The 22,486-nt window shown below is 45.5% G+C and carries 17 protein-coding genes; 10 read left to right on the top strand and 7 right to left on the bottom strand.

From position 1 onward, the window contains the following. The first annotated feature begins 67 nt into the window (after nucleotides 1-67). The 8 genes from argC to AC0J2X_RS15900 all read left to right on the top strand — a co-directional run bounded on the left by argC (nucleotide 68) and on the right by AC0J2X_RS15900 (nucleotide 10,300). A complete protein-coding gene (gene argC / locus AC0J2X_RS15935; protein WP_239244631.1) occupies nucleotides 68-1,081 on the top strand; it encodes an N-acetyl-gamma-glutamyl-phosphate reductase in 1,014 nt (337 codons plus the stop codon). Beyond that, on the top strand, nucleotides 1,078-1,923 hold the full coding sequence (gene argB, locus AC0J2X_RS15930; protein ID WP_462586093.1) for an acetylglutamate kinase: 846 nt from the start codon (nucleotides 1,078-1,080) through the stop codon (nucleotides 1,921-1,923). Before argC ends, argB begins: the two co-directional genes overlap by 4 nt. Continuing rightward, a complete protein-coding gene (locus tag AC0J2X_RS15925) occupies nucleotides 1,920-2,831 on the top strand; it encodes an ornithine carbamoyltransferase (protein WP_239300316.1) in 912 nt (303 codons plus the stop codon). Before argB ends, AC0J2X_RS15925 begins: the two co-directional genes overlap by 4 nt. Nucleotides 2,832-2,868: 37 nt before the next feature. Beyond that, nucleotides 2,869-4,080 carry an argininosuccinate synthase gene (locus AC0J2X_RS15920; protein WP_110289422.1) on the top strand — a complete coding sequence of 404 codons (1,212 nt, stop codon included), beginning with the start codon at nucleotides 2,869-2,871 and terminating at the stop codon, nucleotides 4,078-4,080. Nucleotides 4,081-4,133: 53 nt separating this feature from the next. Then, a complete protein-coding gene (gene argH / locus AC0J2X_RS15915; protein ID WP_462586096.1) occupies nucleotides 4,134-5,516 on the top strand; it encodes an argininosuccinate lyase in 1,383 nt (460 codons plus the stop codon). 18 nt (nucleotides 5,517-5,534) lie between these two features. Beyond that, the gene (gene argA / locus AC0J2X_RS15910; protein ID WP_075177760.1) at nucleotides 5,535-6,845 is read left to right on the top strand and encodes an amino-acid N-acetyltransferase; all 1,311 of its coding nucleotides are present in this window, start codon (nucleotides 5,535-5,537) and stop codon (nucleotides 6,843-6,845) included. Between the two features lie 218 nt (nucleotides 6,846-7,063). Then, nucleotides 7,064-9,301, top strand: a complete 2,238-nt coding sequence (locus AC0J2X_RS15905; RefSeq protein WP_039225080.1) for a bifunctional diguanylate cyclase/phosphodiesterase — start codon at nucleotides 7,064-7,066, stop codon at nucleotides 9,299-9,301. Nucleotides 9,302-9,445: 144 nt separating this feature from the next. Continuing rightward, nucleotides 9,446-10,300, top strand: coding sequence for an alpha/beta hydrolase family protein (locus AC0J2X_RS15900; protein WP_014948047.1), 855 nt, complete (start codon nucleotides 9,446-9,448; stop codon nucleotides 10,298-10,300). A gap of 66 nt (nucleotides 10,301-10,366) precedes the next feature. Here AC0J2X_RS15900 and AC0J2X_RS15895 read toward each other — a convergent pair whose 3' ends face one another. Beyond that, nucleotides 10,367-11,479: a DUF2855 family protein gene (locus tag AC0J2X_RS15895; RefSeq protein ID WP_462586099.1), complete on the bottom strand. Its 1,113-nt coding sequence runs from the start codon at nucleotides 11,477-11,479 to the stop codon at nucleotides 10,367-10,369. A 16-nt stretch (nucleotides 11,480-11,495) separates the two neighbouring features. Then, nucleotides 11,496-12,911 (bottom strand): NAD(P)-binding protein, encoded by a 1,416-nt coding sequence (locus AC0J2X_RS15890; RefSeq protein ID WP_462586101.1) that lies wholly within the window; start codon nucleotides 12,909-12,911, stop codon nucleotides 11,496-11,498. A gap of 124 nt (nucleotides 12,912-13,035) precedes the next feature. Between AC0J2X_RS15890 and AC0J2X_RS15885 the strand changes: the two genes are divergently transcribed. Then, nucleotides 13,036-13,614: a TetR/AcrR family transcriptional regulator gene (locus AC0J2X_RS15885; RefSeq protein ID WP_462586104.1), complete on the top strand. Its 579-nt coding sequence runs from the start codon at nucleotides 13,036-13,038 to the stop codon at nucleotides 13,612-13,614. A 48-nt stretch (nucleotides 13,615-13,662) separates the two neighbouring features. On the opposite strand, the gene AC0J2X_RS15880 is transcribed toward AC0J2X_RS15885, so the two are convergent. Beyond that, nucleotides 13,663-15,138, bottom strand: a complete 1,476-nt coding sequence (locus tag AC0J2X_RS15880; protein ID WP_462586106.1) for a catalase — start codon at nucleotides 15,136-15,138, stop codon at nucleotides 13,663-13,665. A 437-nt stretch (nucleotides 15,139-15,575) separates the two neighbouring features. On the opposite strand from AC0J2X_RS15880, the gene AC0J2X_RS15875 reads away from it, so the two are divergent. Then, nucleotides 15,576-16,103, top strand: coding sequence for a hypothetical protein (locus AC0J2X_RS15875; RefSeq protein WP_171338044.1), 528 nt, complete (start codon nucleotides 15,576-15,578; stop codon nucleotides 16,101-16,103). A 134-nt stretch (nucleotides 16,104-16,237) separates the two neighbouring features. Here AC0J2X_RS15875 and yghU read toward each other — a convergent pair whose 3' ends face one another. From yghU to AC0J2X_RS15855, 4 genes are all read right to left on the bottom strand, one after another. Continuing rightward, the gene (gene yghU, locus AC0J2X_RS15870) at nucleotides 16,238-17,095 is read right to left on the bottom strand and encodes a glutathione-dependent disulfide-bond oxidoreductase (RefSeq protein ID WP_472996194.1); all 858 of its coding nucleotides are present in this window, start codon (nucleotides 17,093-17,095) and stop codon (nucleotides 16,238-16,240) included. Between the two features lie 280 nt (nucleotides 17,096-17,375). Next, nucleotides 17,376-17,633, bottom strand: coding sequence for a hypothetical protein (locus tag AC0J2X_RS15865; RefSeq protein ID WP_014975481.1), 258 nt, complete (start codon nucleotides 17,631-17,633; stop codon nucleotides 17,376-17,378). Nucleotides 17,634-17,943: 310 nt separating this feature from the next. Continuing rightward, a complete protein-coding gene (locus AC0J2X_RS15860; RefSeq protein WP_014978126.1) occupies nucleotides 17,944-19,635 on the bottom strand; it encodes an NAD-dependent malic enzyme in 1,692 nt (563 codons plus the stop codon). A 77-nt stretch (nucleotides 19,636-19,712) separates the two neighbouring features. Beyond that, nucleotides 19,713-22,376, bottom strand: coding sequence for a penicillin-binding protein 1A (locus AC0J2X_RS15855; RefSeq protein ID WP_472996193.1), 2,664 nt, complete (start codon nucleotides 22,374-22,376; stop codon nucleotides 19,713-19,715). Nucleotides 22,377-22,486: the final 110 nt, after the last annotated feature.

Raw genomic sequence — 22,486 nt, 5'->3', positions numbered from 1 at the left:
GATTTACGCCCAACCAGTTTACAAAGGTAAAAAGTGTTTTTTTTCTCCTTTTATTGAATTTTTGATTATGTACAGCGTTTCGATTATTGGTGCCAGTGGTTACACAGGGGCACAACTTGTTCAGTTAGTTATTCAGCACCCTAAACTTGCATTAGCGGGGACTTACGTATCTGAGAATAGTAGCGATGCGAGTAAAAATATTGCAGAGCTTCACGGCAACTTGGCTCACGTTAATGCCACACTGACGCCTATTTCGGATGCGGCATTAAAAGAAATGGCTGACGGTGTCGATTTTATCTTTCTTGCCACTCCTCACGAGGCGAGCCACGACTGGATGCCTGTCCTATCTTCGGGCAAAGCCAAAGTGCTCGATTTGTCGGGTGCATTCAGGCTAAAAGACACCAATGTCTTCGAACAGTTCTACGGCTTTCCACATACGCAAGAGCAAAGCTTGGCTCAAGCTGTTTACGGCCTTGCCGAGTGGCACGAAGCGCAAATTGCCTCTGCCGACGTTATCGCTGTGCCGGGTTGCTATCCCACTGCGAGCCTTAGTGCACTTAAACCTCTTGCTCACAATAATTTACTAGATGAAAGCGTACGCCCAGTAATTAACGCTGTTTCCGGCGTATCGGGTGCAGGCAGGAAAGCCAGCCTAAACACCAGCTTTTTTGAGGTTAGCCTGCAAGCATACGGTGTGCTAGGTCACCGCCATACCCCTGAAATTGAAGCTTACTTGGGTACCCCAGTTATCTTTACGCCGCACTTAGGTAATTTTAAAAGAGGAATTTTGGCGACCGTAACCGTTAAGGTTAAAGCTGGTACCACCAGCGCACAACTTGAACAAGCGTACACTGACGCCTATGCTGATAAACCCATTGTGCGTTTGCGCAAGAGTTTTCCAAAAATTGATGACGTTGCTCATACCCCATTTGTTGATCTGCACTGGAAATTAGATGAAGCATCTGGATACGCAGTGATTACCGCTGCAATCGACAACGTAATGAAAGGTGCTGCCTCTCAGGCAATACAGTGCCTTAACATAATGACGAAACAACCAGTAGAGACAGGGTTAGTACTATGAGTGTTTCACCAATTGTAATTAAAGTTGGCGGTGCATTACTCGACGACACCGCCGCAATGACACGTTTATTTCTAAGCGTAAAAGACGTGCAGGCCACACGCCCCGTCGTAGTGGTTCACGGAGGCGGACCATTAGTGGAAACGCTTATGGCGAGTCTTGGTCTTCAAAGCACAAAAATAGATGGCCTTCGGGTTACGCCCGATGAACATATGCCTTATATCTGTGGAGCACTCGCAGGCTCTGCCAATAAGCAGCTATGCGCAGCGGCTTTGGCTTCAGGCTTAACCCCTGTTGGTTTGTCGTTGTTAGACGGCAATATGGTGGTGTGTGAGCCACTAGCTGACCAATACGGCGCAGTGGGCGTACCGTCAACAGCAGATGTATCATTTCTAAAAAGCGTATTAGCCCAGTCAACACTACCGATTATCAGTTCTATTGGTTCAAGCCCACAAGGCAGATTACTAAATGTAAACGCCGACCAAGCCGCAACGGTTATTGCCGAGCTTCTTAACGCTGAACTTTTACTCCTTTCCAATGTTGACGGTGTGCTTGATGGTGACAAATTGCTAATTAGCGAACTTAGCGCTGCAAGCATATCGAAGTACGCAGATGAAGGCGTTATTACCGACGGGATGAAAGTAAAAGTGGATGCGGCACTCGCCTCAGCGGAGAATTTAGGCCGCGCAGTGTATATCGCGAGTTGGGCCGCCGACATCAACGACATTTTAAATAAAAAAACGGGCACGCAAATACTGCCCTCAGCACTGACAAATACACCGTCAAAAAACGCTGATTTACCCCACACCGACTTTACAAAAGGCAATGCCGGAGAAGTACAATGAAACAGGACCTACTAACCTTTGCAGGCTGGACACCCGACGCAATGAAAAACTTGCTGCAATTGGCTGTAGAAATTAAACAAGCCCCAGCAAGTTACAGCAACGTGCTAGCGGGGAAGTCAATTGTTGCCCTGTTTGAAAAGCCGTCTTTGCGAACCCGCGTTAGCTTCGATATTGGTATCAACAAGCTTGGCGGCCACATGGTGTATTTAGATGTGCAGTCGGGCAAATTAGCAGGCCGTGAAGACGCAGTAGACACCGCCGCTAACCTTGCATGTTGGGCTGACGCCATAGTCGCTCGTGTATTTTCTCACGAGACGCTGGAAACCTTTTCTAAGGCAGCAAATGTGCCCGTTATCAACGCATTGTGTGATAAATATCATCCATGCCAAGGCCTTGCCGACTACCTCACAATGTTTGAACGCTTCGGCAAAACCGAAGGTCTTACCATGGCCTATGTAGGCGACGGCAACAATGTAACCCATTCTCTGTTAATTGTTGGGGCGCTGCTAGGTTGCAACCAAGTTGTAGTCACGCCAGAGGGGCACGAAGCGGCACCTGAAATTGTGGCGCAAGCCAAAGCGATTGCCGAGAAAACGGGTGTATCGATTGTTGAAAGCACAGAGCTTAGTGCTGCTAACGGTGCAGACGTTATCTATGCAGATACATGGCTTTCAATGGGTGACGAGACGCCACTTGAAGTGATCAAAGAAAAGTTCATGCCTTATCAGGTAAACGAAGCGTTGATGGAAGCAACCGGTGCTAGCTACGTTATGCACTGCCAACCTGCCCATCGCGATTTAGAAATTACGGGCTCGTTGATTGATAGCGATAAATCGCTATTAATGCAGCAAGCCGAAAATAGAATGCATGGCCAAAACGCCATTCTTACTCAATTACTTAACGCTTAAAAAGACGCCTACAAAGACGCTTAGAAGGATTATTTAGATGCAAAACGTTAAAAAAATCGTGCTGGCCTATTCAGGCGGGCTTGATACATCAGCCATCATTCCATGGCTTAAAGAAAACTATGGCTGTGAAGTTGTCGCGTTTGCAGCAGATGTGGGTCAAGGTGATGAAGAACTAGAAGGTCTTCATGAAAAAGCTATCGCATCTGGCGCAAGCGAATGCCACATTGTTGATTTGAAAGAAGAGTTCGTAAGCGAATATATCTTCCCAACTATCACTACCGGTGCGGTTTACGAAGGTGAATATCTACTGGGTACGTCAATGGCACGTCCGGTTATCGCCAAAGCGCAAGTTGAGATTGCGCGTAAAGTAGGTGCCGACGCACTATGCCACGGCTGTACGGGTAAAGGTAACGACCAGGTACGCTTTGAAAGTACCTTTGCTGCCCTAGCCCCAGACCTTACGGTAATCGCGCCATGGCGTGAATGGGACATGGTAAGCCGTGAAGATCTATTGGCTTATCTAGCTGAGCGCAATATTCCAACCACGGCGTCAGCAACAAAAATTTACAGCCGCGATGCAAACGCATGGCACATTTCACACGAAGGCGGCGAGCTTGAAGATCCATGGCAAGAGCCTACCAAGCAAGTGTGGACCATGACCGTTGATCCTGAAGATGCACCTGATACTCCAGAGCGCGTAACCCTGTCTTTTGACGAAGGTAAACTGACTCATGTTGATGGTGAGGCACTCTCGCCGTATCAAGCGCTAGTTAAACTTAATACTGTTGCTGCGGCGCATGGCGTTGGACGTATCGACATTGTTGAAAACCGCCTTGTTGGTATGAAGTCACGTGGCTGTTATGAAACCCCAGGAGGCACCGTACTGCTTAAAGCGTATAAAGCCCTAGAAACTATGGTGCTAGATAAAGCTGCGCTTAAATACCGTGAGCAGATTGGTCTTGAGTTCTCACACGTGATGTACGACGGCCGTTGGTTCACTGCCCTTAACGATGCACTGCTTGCTGGCGCTGCGTCTTTTGCTAAGAAAGTGACAGGCGATATCGTGGTTAAGCTTTATAAAGGCCAAGCTACGGTTACCCAGCGTAAATCGCCGAACAGCCTTTACTCTGAAGACTTTGCCACCTTTGGTGCTGACGATGTTTACGACCAGAAGCACGCTGAAGGCTTTATCCGCCTGTTCAGCCTTTCAAGTCGTATCGAAGCACTGAAAAAACAAGGTGAACAATAAGCTTTACCTACAATAGTAAAGCTTAAGTCAGAACAGCATTTAAGGAGCATCACATGGCGTTGTGGGGTGGCCGGTTTGAATCCGGTGCAAGTAGTATGTTTAAACAGGTTAACGACTCGCTGCCGTTTGACCAAGTTATGGCAAGCCAAGATATTCAAGGCTCTATCAGTTGGTCGCGTGCGCTGCAAAAAGCAGGCGTATTGACCGTTGATGAACAAGCCCAGCTTGAGTCTGCATTGAGCGAGTTAAAAGCGAAAGCTGATGCAGGTGAATTAGACTTTAACGCATCTAGCGAAGAAGACATTCACAGCTTTGTTGAAGCTGCGCTTATAGAGAAACTTGGCGATATTGGTCGTAAGCTTCATACTGGGCGTAGCCGAAACGATCAGGTTGCCACCGACTTTCGCTTGTGGGTACGTGAACATATTGCCTCACTTCGCGCTGATGTTTTAGGTGTGATCAAATCGCTTCTTAATGCCGCTAGCCGTCATCAAGAAGCGATCATCCCAGGTTACACCCACTTACAGCGTGCACAGCCTATTCACTTTGCACACTGGTGCTTGGCTTACGTTGAAATGCTAAAGCGTGACTTAAGCCGTTTAGACGACTTGAAAGTACGCATGAATCAGTGCCCTTTAGGTTCAGGCGCATTGGCAGGTACTACTTTCCCTGTAGACCGTCACGCCATTGCTGAAGAACTGGGTTTTGATTCTCCATGCCTTAACAGCCTAGACGCTGTGTCGGACAGAGACTTTGTGCTAGAGCTTTTATTTGTAGCCAGCACTAGCATGATGCACTTGTCACGTCTTGCCGAAGACATGATTTTCTATAACTCTGGCGAAGCAGGATTCTTACAGCTTGGCGATAGTGTAACCTCTGGTTCATCGCTTATGCCGCAGAAGAAAAACCCTGATGCGCTTGAATTAATGCGCGGCAAATGTGGCCGTGTGTTTGGCTCATTGCAGGCCCTGCTAGTTACCATGAAAGGCCTTCCTCTTGCGTATAATAAAGACATGCAAGAAGACAAAGAAGGCGCTATCGATACGGTTAATCAGTGGCATATTTGTTTATGTATTGCCAGCGAAGTGCTTGATTCACTGCAGTTAAACGAAGAGCGCTGTCGTGTTGCGGCAACCCAAGGGTTCTCTAACGCCACTGAACTTGCCGATTATCTGGTAGGTAAAGGTGTACCGTTTAGAACAGGCCACGATATTGCAGGACGCGTTGTGCTTCAGGCCATCGACAAAGGCTGTGCCATTGAAGATTTACCACTAAGCGACATGCAGGCGATTTGCGACAAAATTGAAGACGACGTATACCCGGTACTACAGCTAGAGTACGGCGTGAATCAACGCAATATCTTGGGCGGCACCAGCAAAGAAACCGTGACGAAAGCACTGTATCAAGAGCTGGAAAACTTGGATAAGCAAGGGTAGCGACAAGGAACTGCTTAGATGGTATTAGCGCATCATGACGGCATAAAACTGTTTCGCAGTTCACTGCCCTATATTAATGCTCACCAGGGAAAGACCTTCGTTTTGATGTTCGGTGGCGAAGCCATCGAACATCCTAATTTCCCTAATATTATTCACGACATTGCCCTGCTTAACAGCTTGGGCGTGCGCGTGGTCGTAGTGCACGGTGCCCGCCCTCAGATTGATCAGCGCGTAGCCCTTCGCAACATCGAAGGTCGCTTTGAAAGCGGTGTACGCATTACCGACAAACAAACCCTTGAGTGCGTTAAAGATGCCGCCGGCTCGGTACGCTCTCAGGTAGAAGCCTTATTGACTATGGGGCTACCAAACTCACCTATGCACGGCTCGCAAATACGCGTGTGCTCGGGCAACTTGGTCGTTGCCAAACCAATGGGCGTGCGAGGCGGCGTTGATTTTGAAAACACTGGTTTAGTGCGCCGTATTGATACGACCGGCATTAACGATCATTTAAACGATGGCTCAATTGTGCTGCTATCGCCTATGGGCTATTCATCAACAGGAGAAGTTTTCAACTTATCTCACGAAGATGTAGCTACGCAGGCGGCTATAGCCCTTAAAGCTGACAAGCTGATCGTATTTTCGAATTTTGATGGTGTATACAACCGCGAAGGTCGTTTACTTCGCACCATTGAACGCCCTCAACTAGAGCAGTTGATCATGGCAGGCGACATTACCACCGAAGATACGGTGTTAAGTGCCCTTACCACCAGCGTTGCTGCAGGTGTGCCTCGTGCCCACTGCATCAGCTTTGAAAAGGACGGTGCCTTGCTTCAAGAGCTGTTCACTCGCGACGGTACGGGCTCGCTAGTAATGGAACATCATTATGAACAACTGCGTGCAGCGACCATCGAAGATGTGGGCGGTATCTTAAAGCTGATAAAACCACTAGAAGAAAGCGGCGTATTGGTAAAGCGTTCTCGTGAGCGTCTAGAGAACGAAATTAACCAGTTTATAGTGATAGTGCGCGACGGCATGATCATCGCCTGTGCAGCCTTGTATTTATACCCTGAAGACGGCTGTGCCGAGTTAGCCTGCGTGGCAACCCATCAAGACTATCGAGGCAAAAACCGTGGCGAACGGATTTTAGATGAAGTGCGCGCCCGTGCTAAAGAAGCCGGTATTAACAGCATTTTTGTACTGACCACAGTTACCGCACACTGGTTTTTAGAGCAAGGGTTTGAACCTGCTGACATAAGTGCGCTACCTGCCGTGAAGAAAGAGCTGTATAACTTCCAGCGTAACTCTAAAGTATTCACTTTATCGGTATAAGGCCCTACGCACTAAGCTCAATCAATTAAGACGTTTCCTTATTGTTAATTAGTAAGGAAACTTCCCTCTCCTTTTTTTATCATATTGAATATATTAGTGTTATGACTATGTTTATTGCTACCACTAACATTAGCAAAGGGTTATATTAAACCATTCACTCCCGTGAATTATTTGCAACACTCTAGTATTGAACTTATTTAAACGTCAGCGGTTTACTAGTGATTTCTCGAACAATAAGAATTTTAAAACACTATCTTTTAGTTGATGAAGATAACCTAAGAACCACCGATGCTGACGTGTGGCGCCTCAGTGTGCTGCGCACTATTCTGCTCATTGGCGTTGTCCTTACCTCGGCCATCGTGGCGCACTCTTCATATACTGCGTATGTACAGGAACTTTATTATGTTATGTACTTAACGCTGGGCTTCACTGCCTTTCTCTTCGCCACACTTTCGATAGGCTTGAAGCATATAAAGATCGCTTCTGCTTGCTTAGTCTTAGCGGTAGTTGGAGCCTCTCTGTGCATACTCTTCTTCACAATAGACTTAGAATCAGCGCGTTATGGCTTACTTTTGCTGTTTACGCTGCCTATTATTATTCGAGTTTTGTATGGGGTGAAAGCATCCATTGCGACCATGCTGTTCAATCTCATTCCGTATTATTTACTGCTGAACAATACGCAAGTATCTCCTTTGTTCGGCATTGATATTACATTGCCGGATACCCACACGTATTTAGCATCGTTAATTTTCCTGTTTTTCAATTTCTGCATTCCAATGGCTGTACTGCGGGTCATGTCGTCATTAGAAAAACAGTCTGAGCACAATTTATTACAAAGCAAAAAGCTTAATAAACTTGTTAGCCGTTATCAGGAAATTTTTAACAATGGTGGTACACCGTCTTTCTTTTGTGACGAACAAGGACGCATAATTCAGGCTAACAAGGCTGCAAGAGCGCTAGTCAAAAAGTACCGCCCAGAAAGTGAATATATTCAAGATCTCTTCTCTTTATCTCACCCCATTACAAAGGGCGTAAATCAACACGCTTCCATTTTTAACGCACCCGAACGAGAATTTAAGCTTCAACCTGCTAGCCTTGAGCATCACAAAAAACAACTTATCCACTGCCATGATATATCCGCCAATAAGAAAAGCTTGATGGAGTTTGATGCATTCAAGAAGCAGCAGTATGAGAAGCACTATTTTAATGAACTAACGGGACTGAAAAACCATCACTTTTGGAAAATAGCGGAGTCGAGCGAGAGTATTTTAAATCGACATATTGTCCTGCTGAAACTGGCTAACCTCAGAGAAGTAAACCTGCAATACGGTTACAGTCAAGGTGACCAGCTGCTTTTAAGCGTAGCGTCACTTTTACAAAGCGAATTTACAAATGATGTCTCGGTATACCAATTCCCTGGCGCTAAATTCTTATTTACCGTAAACGGCAAACATCTTTCAACACAAAGTATAGAACATTATCTTGAGCGTCGATTGCCCACCAGCATGGTTATCAACTCAGCGCGAGGCACTGTAGAACATATGCTGAAATGGCGAGCGGGGCATTATCATGCCAGTCGTGAAATTAGTTTAGATGCGGCCGCCGAGTGCTGCGCAATAGCGCTAAGCCAAAGCGATGAATTTGCGCCGTACATCTCATTTAGTATCAATACGGTGAAAACTATTCGAGAAAATACGCAACAAAAAGATAAGGTAAAGGCCCTTCTTGATAATGGGTGTCTTGCTTTGTATTTGCAGCCTCAGGTGTCGCTCCATGGCGTTACGGTGGGCTACGAAGTGCTGGCAAGATTGAAAGAGCCAAAGTCTGGTACCGTTCTTCAACCATTTCAGTTTTTGCCTTTGGTTGAGGAAAACAAATGGGAAGTACTGTTCACGCAAAAAATTATCGATGGCACCTTGGCACTTTTAGACAAGTGGCCTAGCAACCTACCCAAGGTCCCCCTAGCGATTAACTTATCGGGGCCAGAATTACTTAGCGACCTCTTTTATGAAAAGCTATTACGTCGCTTCTCAGAGAGCCCTGAGCTTGGAGCACGCCTTAAATTAGAGCTAACAGAGACGTCTGTATTAGCCAGCCATTACGAGACTAAGCGACGCCTAACGTCGTTAGCCAATGTAGGAGCAACCATTATTATTGACGACTTCGGCACTGGTCACGCATCACTTTCCCAGCTTATTGATATGTCTGCTAGCGTTATAAAGGTAGATAGAGAGTTTGTAGAAAGGGTGGAAACGTCTGAACGACATCGCAAGATTGTTAAGATGACTCTAGACCTCGCTAAGAGTTTAGACATGCAGACCATTGCCGAAGGGGTAGAAACACAGGCACAGCTGCGTGTACTTAAAGACATGGGTTTCAATATTTTCCAAGGATATTTATTTGGAAAACCGGCTCCTATTGAGCATTGGGTTAAGACGGCAAAAGCACGCGCATAAAAACATGAAAATCGCGACTTGCGTTCAACATGTGTAATTATCAGAAATTGAAATAGTCGTACTATTGCAAATCTTAACAATCGGCGCTTTACTGGTATGACCAGAAGCGTAACGAAAACTAAGGTATGCCTTGTGAGCAAGACGATGACAAAGGACATTCAAGTAACCTGTGAAGATGGTACTCATCTAGCAGCTTCACTTTTCACTCCACATTCCCCCGCTAAAGCTGCAGTTATGATTGGCCCTGCAACGGGTATAAAACGGCAATTCTACAGCGCTTTTGCCGCCTATTTATGTGAACAAGGCTTTGGTGTTATCACCTTCGATAACAGAGGTATTGGCGGTTCGGTAAAAAGCAGCGTTAAAGAAAGCGATGCGTCGTTGGTAACATGGGGCGAGCAAGATATGCCAGCGGTGCTAGAGACATTGAAAATTCATTTCCCTAACGTCCCCTACTTTCTTGTTGGTCATAGTGCAGGTGGTCAGCTGCTGGGTTTGATGCATAATGTGCACGACCTTACTGCCTTTTGTAATTTTGGTAGCTCTTCGGGCAGTCTGAGAAACATGCGTAAAAGCTATTTGCTAAAAGCCCATTTCTTCATGAATTTCTACATTCCCGTGAGTAATTTACTGTTCGGCCATACTAAATCTCAGTGGGTCGGCATGGGAGAGCCACTACCTAAAAAAGTGGCCCGTCAGTGGCAAAAATGGTGTAACGGTAAAGGCTACGTAAAAACAGGCTTTGGCAGTGATGTTAACGAGCATCACTACGACACCATTCAGATACCTTCTAAATGGCTGCTCGCCAATGACGACGATATTGCTAATATTCATAACGTTCACGATATGATTAGCGTTTTCCCCAATATGGAAGCAGAAGTTGAGGAGCTAGATCCACAGGCCTACAACGTAAAAGAAATAGGTCACATGAAGTTTTTCTCCCGTAAATGTCAGCATTTATGGCCTAAGGTCACCAATTATTTTAATCAGTATGTGTGATATTACCCTCGAGCGAGCGCTTTTTATCAAAGCGCTCGAACTCAATATGGGCGCTCTGGTTACGCGCTAAGCAAGTGTGTATATTCTTCCTTCATTTGAAGGAATGAGGCCTTGCTGATGTTCGCTAAAGTCATCTTGTAGAGCGCTCAAACCTTCACGCTCTTTAACGTTTAACCAACCGGCGCTCCACACAATGGCTTTTGATACAAACCCGCTACTTAACTTCTGGTACTCAGCAACCCCAATCTCAGACATACGCTGCTGTATATGAGCAGGAGCAAAGAAGAACTCCTCATCGCTTGACGGCTTAATGTCCTGCCAGTGAGTAAGCCCTACGCTGATGTATCTTGTTAGGTGTTCACCAAGTTTATGTTTGATGGATGCTTTGACCTGAGCATTACCTGACATGTCGACCACAACAGTGCTTTTCAGTTGCAACATGTCCAGCTGTTCATAACCAATAACGGCGCCGTATACACCCAATGCTTCTAGTGATGCAACACGCTTTTCAGAGGTTACACCTATTGCGTTAATACCGGCTTCTTTAAACGCAAAAACAAGCCCTAAACTGGTTTTGCTTGAAGCACTTAATACTAATAACTGCTCTCTTTGTGCCCCAGGTATAGCATCGACCACTTCTGATAAACAAAAGGACGTTGCGTAAAGCGGCCACAGCAACATCTGAAAGTTTTCTTGCTCGTGCTGCTTAGTGCTTATTTCAGCGTTAGCGTGGGCCGTTAGTGAAGGAAGTGGTCGGTAGACATTATACCCTTGGGGCAACTTCAAACGATGAGGGCTACAGTCTATTAAATTGTTGTTTGTCACCGTAGTGTTAGCCATAACCAAATATTCAGCGGGCGGGAAATAACCAAGGAAACGACTTCCTACTTCTACCGCATCGTTGTTAGAGCTAATTACTTGACCCACGCCCCATACCGGAATAACACCCCAGTTTTCGTTACTACTTGTATTAATGGGTGGAAAAAACTGCCAATAACCAAGCTTGTCACCCACCATATAATAGGTCAAGTTATTGGCAGTAAACGCGAACCTTTCAATTTTGATTACTACGTTTTTTGCCTTTCCAGCACCCTCTGTCTGCGCGTTATCAGGGCTATCAACTGTTTGCATTATCCGAAAGCGATTTGGGTTCGTTTTGTCTATTTGAAACTGTTTCATCGATATTTATAACCTTTTAAAGCTGTCCGCTCGCTTTTAAGCTGTGTATGTAAGTCATCAGCTTTTGCATGGCCGGTGCCGCTGCTTGCTTCAATCGCCCTAACACCTGCATTTTTTGCATATCGTCTTTTGCCACGCCGTGTACTATTTTTGAAAAGCCATCTAGTCGACAATGGTAAATCCACGCTTTAAGCGCTGGGTCTTCACCCCAAATTTGCATGTTTCGTAACATTGCTGCAGTCATTGGTAACCAATCGATGTCGCGATTAGGCAGCGGGACCACTTGTGTCAGCATCTGCTTTTGTTGTTCATCGCTGTAGGCCGCCTCAACGTGAGCAATAAGCGCCGCACTAAAAACAGGTTGATAGGCACGCACTGTTTGAGGGGTGATGGTGTCGCCATCAAACACCGCTTTCATCTCTAAATTAGTAAGTGCAGAAGCTGAGCAGTCAATAACCAACGCGTTATCTGGCATACTCCACGTTGTATCTTCAAATCTGAGCTTATCGCGGCTGATATGTTTAACCCGACCTTGTCTAACGACAGATGGTAGAGTTTGTAAGGCTTTAAGCTCTAATTCGCTCACCGTTGCGCCGTGAAACATACTGGGTCTTACTTTCTTATCAATACGCAGTAAAACGCCCCGCTCTTCTAGTTTGTCGAACATATCCTCGATGGAACTTGACGCAGCGATAGCTTCCATTTGGTTTGCTTGTGCCCCAATAGAGTCAAAGAAGAATTCATCTAAAGGCTGGGTATTTTTCCGGTTCAGTAACCATGCATCTCGCGATACTACCCAGTGGATATTATGCGGGGCGACGTGATTTTCAAGTAGCCATAGGCAGGTATCAATACCCGTTTTACCCCCACCAACAACAACATAGTTGTTAAAGCCTTCGATATTTTCAACTACTGTATTAACCGGCGTAAATGCAACGTCGTCATCGCGGGTAAAGCTAGGTGTATGAGTAAGCGGAATATTAGTGTTTAGATAAGTGGCATCAACGATTTTCTTGTTAACCATAACGTTATAGTGCTTGCCATTTAACGTAGAAAGAAACTGTTTATTGCCCTTGTATTCGCAAAGCGGGTAATACTGCACACGGTTTGAAGATAAAAATGTTTCGTTCATTACGGCATCGAAATACGCACTCACTTCTTGCCCTGAAGCTAATCCCATTAGGCCTTCATTCAATCCTGTTTTATCAATAACGCCACGATTTAACTCTTTTGAACACACGCCGTAAAAAGCAGAAGGCTGGTGAAGAGTGACAAAGGGATAAGCATAGTTCCAATGCCCTCCGGGCTTCGCATTTTTATCTATAATCAAAATGTTAGCGTTAGTTTCGTGAAGTAGTACGTCAGCAAAAGCCATCCCTACCGCGCCAGCACCAACAATTAAATAATCGCAGGTTAATTGCTCAGTTTTCATATATAGTGTCCTTATGAACAACCTGCGGGCAGGCAGGTTAAGTGTTAAACCAAGAGATATAACGGCGTTATAAAACCACTTTACATAACGGTGTTATATTGCGCAACATGTAAATGATGTGTAAATGAAAAAAGATACGCGACAAAAGATCTTAGACGCTGCCTCAGCACTGTTTTTGAAAGGCGGAACGAATGCACTTAGCGTGCGTGCCATTGCTGACGGTGCGGGTATGTCAACGATTGGCATCTATAGCCATTTCAAAGGTAAGCAGGGTATTTTAGATGCGCTCTACATCGAAGGTTTCGAATTAGTTGAGCGTGAAATGTTGGCATCCGATGGCAATACTGCGGCAGAAAAAGTGATTAATGGATGCGAGCGTATTTTAACGTTTTCAGAAACTCATGCGGCCCATTATCGACTAATTTTTGCTTCTAATTTGAAAGACTATACGCCATCAGATGAAGCTATCGAGGCAGGTGAAAAAGCCTTTATCACGCTAACTAAGCTTACCGCTGCGTTAATTAAAAAAGATCTGTCTGTTGAAGAAAAGCAAGATGTAGCTATGCAAGTATGGGCACTAAATCATGGTTATATTACGTTGAATCAGCACGAAATTAGCAACCGTATTACTTGGAACAATTGGAAAGAACGCGCACTTCAGGCCATTCGCTTGCACGTTTACGCCCTAGTCGCTACCCAGTAAAAAAGGGGTCAGAGTACATTTTAATAAAGTACTCTGACCCCATTTACTCTATTTGCTGGCTACTGCTTTTCTCACACGAGCACCATAATCGCTGTCGGCTAAATCGTATTGAACGAACATTGCCTCTTGAACGTCCTTAGTAGCTTGGCTTAGGCCGTCAGCAATGTTGTTTACCAGCTGTTGTTTTTGATCTTCACTCATAATGCGGTAAAGATCACCGGCCTGTGAGTAGTTATCTTCGTCACGGTTATCGTAAATATCTAACCATGCGTCTTGCTCTAGCGGCATAGGCGGCTCTTGAACCTCTGGTGCTTCAGCCGGCTCACCAACTCGCGCGCGATTATTTGGATAGAAGTTGGCTCCACTTCCTGCAAGTGCTGGGTTAATTCCCGCAAAGGCTCCATCTCTTTGATAATTGTGCACTGGACAACGCGGCGCGTTTACCGGTATTTGGTTGTAGTTTGCACCAATACGGTATCTGTGCGCATCTTGATATCCAATTAGTCGCGCTTGAAGCATTCTGTCTGGCGACGCACCAATACCCGGTACCAAATTGCTCGGCGCGAACGCGGCTTGCTCAGTTTCTGCAAAGTAGTTATCAACATTACGGTTTAACTCCAACTGCCCTACTTCAATTAATGGAAAGTCGCTGTGCGGCCACACCTTCGTTAGGTCAAACGGATTAATGTGGTAATTACGCGCTTCCTCTTCATTCATAATCTGCACATTTACGGTCCACGATGGAAATTCGCCGTTATCAATGCTTTCGACCAAGTCTTGCTGAGCGCCATAAGCAGGCATCTTTGCCGCTTCTTCGCTAGTTAGCGTTTTAATACCTTGGTTAGTTTTAAAGTGCCATTTCACCCAATAGCGTTCGCCTGCGTTATTCCAGAAACTCAACGTATGAGAGCTATAGCCATTCACATGGCGATATGAAAGTGGAATACCGCGATCAGACATCAAGATTGTCGATTGGTGTAATGACTGAGGGTTGTTCGCCCAAAACTCATACACGGCCTGCGGATCCGGCAAATTCGTACGCGGGTTTTTCTTTTGACTGTGAATGAAGTCAGGAAACTTGATGCCATCTCGTAAGAAGAATACCGGAGTATTATTTCCTACCATGTCCCAGTTTCCCTGTTCGGTATAAAACTTCACTGAGAAACCACGAGGATCACGGGCATAGTCACTTGAATCCTGACCACCACCTACGGTAGAAAAGCGCAAAAACACGCCGGTTTTTTGCCCCTCTTTTTGCAGAAAGTCTGCAATAGTGTAGTCAGATAAGCTCTTAGTTAGCGTAAAGGTGCCATATGCAGCACTGCCCCTTGCGTGAACTACACGCTCTGGAATTCGCTCGCGGTTGAAGTGCGCAAGCTTCTCAAACAAATAATGGTTGTCGAACGTAACCGGCCCGCGTGGCCCCGCTGTTCGACTCTGATTATCATTGGCAACGGGCGCACCATTGCTAGACGTTAGCGTAGTAGGTTTTATAGCTGCACCTGAAAATGGACACTTACTCATTGCGAATTCCTTCTGTTTATTTCTCACCGATTTTTAGTCTTACTAAAATTGGGTGTCAGTGTGTGATTAAAGAAATGGTGTTAATCACGCTTTTCGTTTAAACAGATAGTCGCTGATTTAATAAAACAATTAAAACGAACAAAATAGATAGTTATAATCGTAATTACTGAATCATTGTCCAAAATTGGTTTCATGCTTAGAATGCATTGATGTGGTGTTATCGAGACAACGAATACGCGAGGCTTTTTATGTCGCTGTATTTAATGTCAGGTAAGCGTTAAGCGGCGTCTCTCCTGTTATTAAGCCAGCACCAGAACGCTTTAAGGCCACAGTACATTTGTCTCTCTGCGTATTACTTTTTTGCAATGAAAGTCTAGCTTTGACCTTTGTCCGTAACTAAAGAGACAAACGTTTGTCTAATGCTAAGGGCTTGAGACATGGCAAAGCCACTCATCTTCATTACTGGTTTTTTAATGCTGTGCATTATCACTTTTGCGTCTTGGAAAACCTTTGAAACATTAAGCCATTTCAACGATAAAAATAACGAGCTTTCTTTTATGGGCAGCTCAGGATGGCAGTGGCACAACAAATCACAGGGGCTTCAAATAAAACGAGTCGATGGCTATTTGCCTGCGCTGAGAAAAGTATCCAAGAGCAAAGAATATGCATCGCTCATTACCATTACAGAAAACGGCAGCTATCGCGGCTTTGTGTTTTTCGACCAAGATTGTGAAGAAGGCGCTATTGTCTCTGAGAAAGTAACTTACGCCGATACCAAATCACCACAAATTGAAGTGTTGCACTGCCTTCATGGAAAGCTGGTGTATATGAAAAACTGGCCGGCAGTACCCACCGAACGCTGGAGAGGTCGTGTGGGCAATTTTGAATTTAATGAAGCTTTGAATGAGTGGGATTTCACACCACTTCAAAAAGCCTATTTGAAGAGTGTTGCAGAGCTCATCTGAAAATTGGGGTCAGAGTACTTTTTAAGCTATCGGGCCAGAGTAAGTTTTGACCCCGTTTTATGTTGGTGCCCTTCGTTAGCCATTCTGATGCTAAAAAGATGACAAACATAACTAAAGTACTCTGACCCCATTATTTAGGCTTTGGTGAGTGCGTCGTCGATATCTTTTGCGCTGTGGCGGTTTTCTAACTGACCATCGTCGCCCCAGGTCTTATTGACAATACGGCCACGTTTAACGCCTTCTCGCTGCTCTAGTTGCTTAGCCCAGCGGACTAAATTGGTGTACTCGTGCACTTGAAGGAAAGTGGCTGCATCGTACAGATTTCCGAGCACTAAATTGCCGTACCACGGCCATATAGCCATGTCAGCGATACTGTACTCGCTACCTGCCATGAACTCATTGTTTGCTAAGTGCTTGTCTAGCACATCTAACTGACGCTTAGTTTCCATGGTAAAGCGGTTGATAGGATATTCCATTGGATATGGCGCATAGCTGTAGAAGTGCCCGAAACCACCGCCTAAGTAAGGCGCTGACCCCACCTGCCAGAACAGCCAGTTGAAACATTCCGCCTTTGCATGGGCGTCTTGCGGAATGAACTTACCGAATTTTTCCGCCAAGTAAACTAAGATTGACCCAGACTCAAATAGCTTGGTTTCTGGTGACGTTGTCGTGTCGACCATAGCAGGAATTTTACTATTCGGATTAACGTCAACAAACCCAGAAGAAAACTGATCGCCCTCACCAATGTTAATCAGCCAAGCGTCGTATTCTGCTTCGCTCACGCCAGCTGCCAACAACTCTTCAAGCATGATGGTAACTTTCTGACCATTAGGCGTAGCTAACGAGTATAGCTGCAAACCATGTTCACCATTAGGACGAGCCTTCTCATGGGTAGCGCCTGACACAGGACGATTAATGCTGGCCCACTTGTTGCCGTCATTCTCAGCCTGAGTCCAAACTTCTGGTGGTGTGTAGTTACTTTCTGTCGACATAGCAATTCCTTTAAATGACTTTATCGTTAAGGTTAGTGCAATACATAGCTACTAAGAACAGCTTTTAAAGACTTATAGCTCAACGGTGTCGACTAATAAACGGCGATATACGTTTATTGACATAAAAAAGCCGCGCTTTAGCTTTATCCAGAGCGCGGCTTTATGAATAAAAGGCGAGCAGTCCGTTGCCCGCAAACTGGTAATATCGATAGTTGCCATAAGCTTTTGCCAGCGATAACCGTGGCAGAATCGATAGTGTGTAAGAAGGATTAGCCGCGAATTACTTAACCTCGTAGTAGGCATCAATTAAGTCGGACTCATCCAGATAAGCAAACATTTCACTTTGCTCATCTACTGGGCTTTCTGAAACTGTACTAGCAGCCGTTTTAGCAGCCTTTTCATCTTGTGCTGCAACATCAACATTAGGTGCGTCGCAAGCTGAGAGTGTTGCAAGAGCGGCCATAACTAATGACGTAGAGAATGAGCGCCTAATAATTCGCGCGTAGAAAGGACTTACCTTGTTTTTTAACGTGGTCATCAATAACACCCCTTGCTCCTTGTTGTAACTATAAAGAGGTGTATCAATCATTGTGCCAACAAAAAATAAACTATTAATAACAGTAGGTTAAGAGCTTATTAACGAGAATACATATGAGCAACACATAGGAAATGTTGCGCATAGGCAACACCATATTACATTTGGTTGGAGTTCGGCCGCGAAATGGATGAAGTTCGAGCAGTGAGACGGTGGCTTACTTCAGCTTTTGAGTTGTAAGTCATGGTGAAAGCGTTGTTCACAAGTACAAAAAAAGCAGGCTAAGCCTGCTTTTATATAACATTATAGGATACTAGATGCTTACCCGCTTGTAAGGGCGGTACTCTGCTTTCCAGAAGTTACGCTCAATGCTGGCGCGCAATGCGTCGTCAGACATTTCAAGAGCAAGTCCCTGTTCCATCGCTACTCTACCCACCTCAAAAGCAATCTCTCTGCTAATTTCCGCAATGGCAGCAAGGGGTGGCAATAGTGAACCCTGACCCGTGTTGACTAATGGCGACGCTGAAGCAAGTGCGTTACTTGCAGCCATCAGCATTTCGTCACTAATAAGCTTCGCTTTAGATGCAACAACACCAAGGCCAATGCCTGGGAAGATGTAAGAGTTGTTGCATTGAGCGATAGGGAATATTTTGCCATCGTACTCTACAGGCTTGAACGGACTACCTGTAGCAATAATCACTTCACCTTCTGTCCATTCAATCACTTGCTCAGGACGCGCTTCAACTTGTCGTGAGGGGTTACTTAAAGGGAAGATGATTGGCAGTTCACAGCCTTGCTTCATGGCACGGATAACTTGTTCAGTGAACAAGCCCGGCTGGCCTGAAACACCAATAAGTACGTCTGGCTGCGCGCAGTGCATAACATCAAGTAGTGACGCATAATCTCCACTGAACGTCCAATCAGCCAAGTCAGCATTTTTCTGCTGAAGCTTTTGTTGGAAGTCGCGTAGACCTTCCATGCCTTCGGTTACCAAACCAAAACGGTCAATCATGAACACTTGCTTACGTGCTTGTTCGTCAGTCAGGCCTTCAAATACCATTTGTTGAATGAGCATTTCAGCAATACCACAGCCTGCCGAACCCGCGCCCACGAACACCACCTTCATGTCGCGTAGCTTTTGCTGCTTGGTTTTACATGCCGCCAAAATAGTACCAAGGGTAACGGCAGCAGTGCCTTGTATATCGTCGTTAAAACAACACACGTCGTTGCGATAGCGGTTTAATAACGGCATAGCATTTGGCTGCGCAAAATCTTCAAACTGAATCATTACATCAGGCCAGCGTCGCTTCACAGCATTAATGAACATATCAACGAATTCGTCGTATTCTTCCTGTCCAATACGCGGATGGCGCGCCCCCATATACATTGGGTCGTTTAGCAGCTTTTCGTTGTTAGTACCTACATCTAACATTACGGGCAATGTGTATGCTGGGCTAATTCCACCACACGCTGTGTAAAGCGATAGTTTACCGATAGGAATGCCCATTCCACCAATACCCTGGTCTCCCAAGCCTAAGATGCGTTCACCGTCAGTCACTACAATCACTTTCACTTTGCGCTTCGTTGCATTGCGAACAATGTCATCAAGCTGGTGACGTTCTTCATACGACACAAACAAGCCACGCGAACTGCGATAGATATCTGAAAACTGCTCACATGCATCACCTACAGTAGGGGTGTAGATGATGGGCATCATCTCATCGATGTGCTTTTGAATTAGGCGGTAAAACAAGGTTTCGTTATTGTCTTGAATTGCGCGCAGATAAATATGCTTGTTTAGTGCTTCGTCAAAGCTGCTGTATTGCATGTAAGCACGTTCAACCTGCTCTTCGATGGTTTCATACCTTGGTGGCACTAGACCCGTCAGGTTAAACGCCGCACGTTCCCGTGCAGTGAAGGCACTGCCTTTATTCAGTAGGGGGGTTTCCAGCAATGAAGGGCCGGCATGAGGAATATAAAGATATCGTTGTGAATCTTCTGACATTGGTTTTCCGATAATGTGTTCAGGCAAATACATCACCTAAGCCTGAAGCGGCACGCGTGCAACGTGCCTCTTAGTAATTAGAATATTTCTTCTGGCTCAGGCGCAGTAGTAGTATCCTGCGTGGCCGGATCCAACACTTCGTCATCGCGAACATAAGTCGTTGGCTCGGTTCCCTGCAGGAAATATTCGAATAGTGTCGTATGGTCTGTTCGTCTGGTCAACTTTCCACTGGTACGATCAATGCGAACGCGCACTATATTTTCTGGTACGGGCATTGGCGTATGTGGTTTATTTTCTAGAGCATGTTGCATAAATCTGATCCACGCTGGCTCAGCAGCTTTAGCTCCATCTTCAATGCCGATCATGGCGTTGCCTATCCAGTTGAATTTCTCAGCATTCTTATTAATAAGGTTTTGGTTTCGCGTAGCTCGCCCTAACTGACGCCCCATGTTGTCGAAGCCTACCCATGTGGTGGCCACCAAATCTTTGTGGAAACCACTGAACCATGTGTCTCGCGAGTCATTCGTTGTACCCGTTTTCCCAGCTATATCAGTACGCTGAAGAATATTACGAGCACGCCAGCCGGTGCCTAACCAATAGGTTTTCTTGCTCCAATTTCCGTTTGCTCTCACAGCCGTTCGCATCATTTCTGCCACTAAGAAAGCGTTTTGAGCAGTAATAACCTGAGGCGCAATCACTTTTTCTGCAGCTTCGTCATCATCGACGTCGCCAAGTAAAATATCTTGATTTAGTTCAGCGGCAAGTAAGGCTTCAATATCGGCTTCTTCGTCTTCAGGTAGTATTTCTGGATCGCTTTGATTTTCACAACGATTGCACGCCCAAACTGGGTTTGCTTTCCAAAGCTCATCGCCGTTTTCATCAAGCACTTTGCTGATAAAATGAGGGTTTACTAAATAGCCACCGTTCGCAATGACCGACATACCTCTTACTACTTCAAGCGGTGTATGTGAACTCGACCCAAGGGATACGGTTTCATCAAGTGGAATATCGTCTTTATTAAAACCAAAGCGTGTTAAGTAATCGGCCGTTTCTCTCAGACCAACACCACGCAATAGTCGAACCGATACCACGTTTTTCGATTTACCAAGGGCTTTACGCATTCTGATTGGGCCGTCGTACTCAGCTGGCGAGTTTTGCGGTCGCCAAGCTACACCCGTCGCCGCATTCCATTGGTTAATGGGAGCGTCATTGATGATGGATGCAAGGGTATAGCCACTGTCTAATGCAGCAGAATAAACGAAAGGCTTGATGTTCGAGCCCACTTGGCGCTTGGCCTGTGTCGCTCGGTTAAACTGGCTTTGATAAAAGCTGTAGCCACCAACAACCGCTTCAACCGCACCGTTTTTCGGATTAAGTGCGATAAACGCTCCGCTCACCTCAGGGATTTGCGAAATGCGCCACTGCCCTTCTTGCTGTCTGATATAAATGACCGCCCCTTCTTGAGTCACATCTGAAGCGCTTTTGGGGTCACTACCCTGCCTAAAGTCTGTAATGTAGCGTCGGGCCCAATCTAGTCCATCCCACTCTACCTTTATTGCTTTGCCATCTACAGACAACACTTCTATCGACTGCTCATTTACTTTCGTAACAACCGATGGCAAAAGAGGTTTAATGTGAGGAATCTCTTCAAGCACGCGCATGATTGATTCGTTATCCCACTCTTCTCGTGTTGTCTTATCACTTATGTCATAGCTCAATGAAAGTTGTGGAATCGCGTCATCCTTTCCTTCTGGCTTAGGAATATTCCATAAGTAGCCAAGGGCGCCTTTATAGCCATGACGCTCATCATAGTCATGAAGATTTCGAACCACCGCACGCTGAGCAGCTAATTGAAGATCTGACGTTGCAGTCGCAAAAACTTGGTATCCGCCGGTTTCTGCCTCTTCTTTTCCATAAATCTCTACCATTTCGTTATAAATGGTGTCGGCCAAATAAGGCGCATCCACTTCAATTTCAGCACCGTGCTTCTTCGCTGAAACTGGCGCATTCGCAGCTTCATCGAACTGCGCTTTAGTGATGTACTCTTCGTCAAGCATACGAAGTAAGACCACGCGTCTGCGTTCGACAGAACGTTGCGGCCCGCTGATAGGGTTAAGCACTGATGGCGCCTTGGGAAGACCTGCAATAGTAGCAATTTGAGCTAAAGAGAGTTCGTTAAGCGGTTTGCCATAGTACACTTGGGCGGCCGCCCCAAAACCAAACGCTCTATGGCCCAATTCGATTTTGTTGAGGTACAGCTCAAGAATTTCCTGCTTAGAAAGCTCTTGCTCCATGTGCAGTGCTATAAAGATCTCTTTGATCTTTCTGATATAGGTTTTCTCCCGACTAAGGAAAAACCCTCGTGCTAGCTGCATGGTTAACGTACTTGCTCCCTGACGCTTTTCGCCAGTAAGGACTAAACTTACTGCAGCACGCATTATACCAATGGGGTCAATACCATGGTGTTCGTAGAAGCGACTGTCTTCGGTAGCGAGTATGGCGTTAATTAATTCTTGCGGGACTTCCTCAAGTTTTACGGGGATCCGCCGTTTAACTCCATACTGTGAAATAAGTTTTCCGTCTTTGGTGTATATCTGCATGGGTGTTTGCAGGCGTACATCCTTAAGTACAGTAACACTTGGTAGGTCAGGTTTGATATAAAAGTAAATACCTACCAGTGCTGCAAAACCAAGAAGGCCTGATAGAAAACTAAATAAAATAAGTGGTTTGATGTACTTCACTGTAACGGATACCAAGACATTTTGTTGAAATGACGTATATTTTATACGTATGTGTTATCTCTAGAACCATACGCATAAGACTATTAGAGTAACATTGTACTTTAGAGCAA

Source organism: Alteromonas sp. R7 (assembly GCF_055755235.1).
The sequence above is the reverse complement of the archived record's forward strand: the minus strand, read 5'-3'. Positions and strand labels throughout refer to the sequence as shown.

What these genes read in the sequence shown, in the direction of transcription:
- argB (WP_462586093.1), top strand. Translation starts at nt 1,078, where the DNA reads ATGAGTGTTTCACCAATTGTAATTAAAGTTGGCGGTGCATTACTCGAC.
- AC0J2X_RS15875 (WP_171338044.1), top strand. Translation starts at nt 15,576, where the DNA reads ATGGCAAAGCCACTCATCTTCATTACTGGTTTTTTAATGCTGTGCATT.
- AC0J2X_RS15900 (WP_014948047.1), top strand. Translation starts at nt 9,446, where the DNA reads ATGACAAAGGACATTCAAGTAACCTGTGAAGATGGTACTCATCTAGCA.
- argA (WP_075177760.1), top strand. Translation starts at nt 5,535, where the DNA reads ATGGTATTAGCGCATCATGACGGCATAAAACTGTTTCGCAGTTCACTG.
- AC0J2X_RS15895 (WP_462586099.1), bottom strand. Translation starts at nt 11,479, where the DNA reads ATGAAACAGTTTCAAATAGACAAAACGAACCCAAATCGCTTTCGGATA.
- AC0J2X_RS15880 (WP_462586106.1), bottom strand. Translation starts at nt 15,138, where the DNA reads ATGAGTAAGTGTCCATTTTCAGGTGCAGCTATAAAACCTACTACGCTA.
- AC0J2X_RS15925 (WP_239300316.1), top strand. Translation starts at nt 1,920, where the DNA reads ATGAAACAGGACCTACTAACCTTTGCAGGCTGGACACCCGACGCAATG.
- AC0J2X_RS15890 (WP_462586101.1), bottom strand. Translation starts at nt 12,911, where the DNA reads ATGAAAACTGAGCAATTAACCTGCGATTATTTAATTGTTGGTGCTGGC.
- argH (WP_462586096.1), top strand. Translation starts at nt 4,134, where the DNA reads ATGGCGTTGTGGGGTGGCCGGTTTGAATCCGGTGCAAGTAGTATGTTT.
- argC (WP_239244631.1), top strand. Translation starts at nt 68, where the DNA reads ATGTACAGCGTTTCGATTATTGGTGCCAGTGGTTACACAGGGGCACAA.
- AC0J2X_RS15860 (WP_014978126.1), bottom strand. Translation starts at nt 19,635, where the DNA reads ATGTCAGAAGATTCACAACGATATCTTTATATTCCTCATGCCGGCCCT.
- yghU (WP_472996194.1), bottom strand. Translation starts at nt 17,095, where the DNA reads ATGTCGACAGAAAGTAACTACACACCACCAGAAGTTTGGACTCAGGCT.
- AC0J2X_RS15920 (WP_110289422.1), top strand. Translation starts at nt 2,869, where the DNA reads ATGCAAAACGTTAAAAAAATCGTGCTGGCCTATTCAGGCGGGCTTGAT.
- AC0J2X_RS15885 (WP_462586104.1), top strand. Translation starts at nt 13,036, where the DNA reads ATGAAAAAAGATACGCGACAAAAGATCTTAGACGCTGCCTCAGCACTG.
- AC0J2X_RS15865 (WP_014975481.1), bottom strand. Translation starts at nt 17,633, where the DNA reads ATGACCACGTTAAAAAACAAGGTAAGTCCTTTCTACGCGCGAATTATT.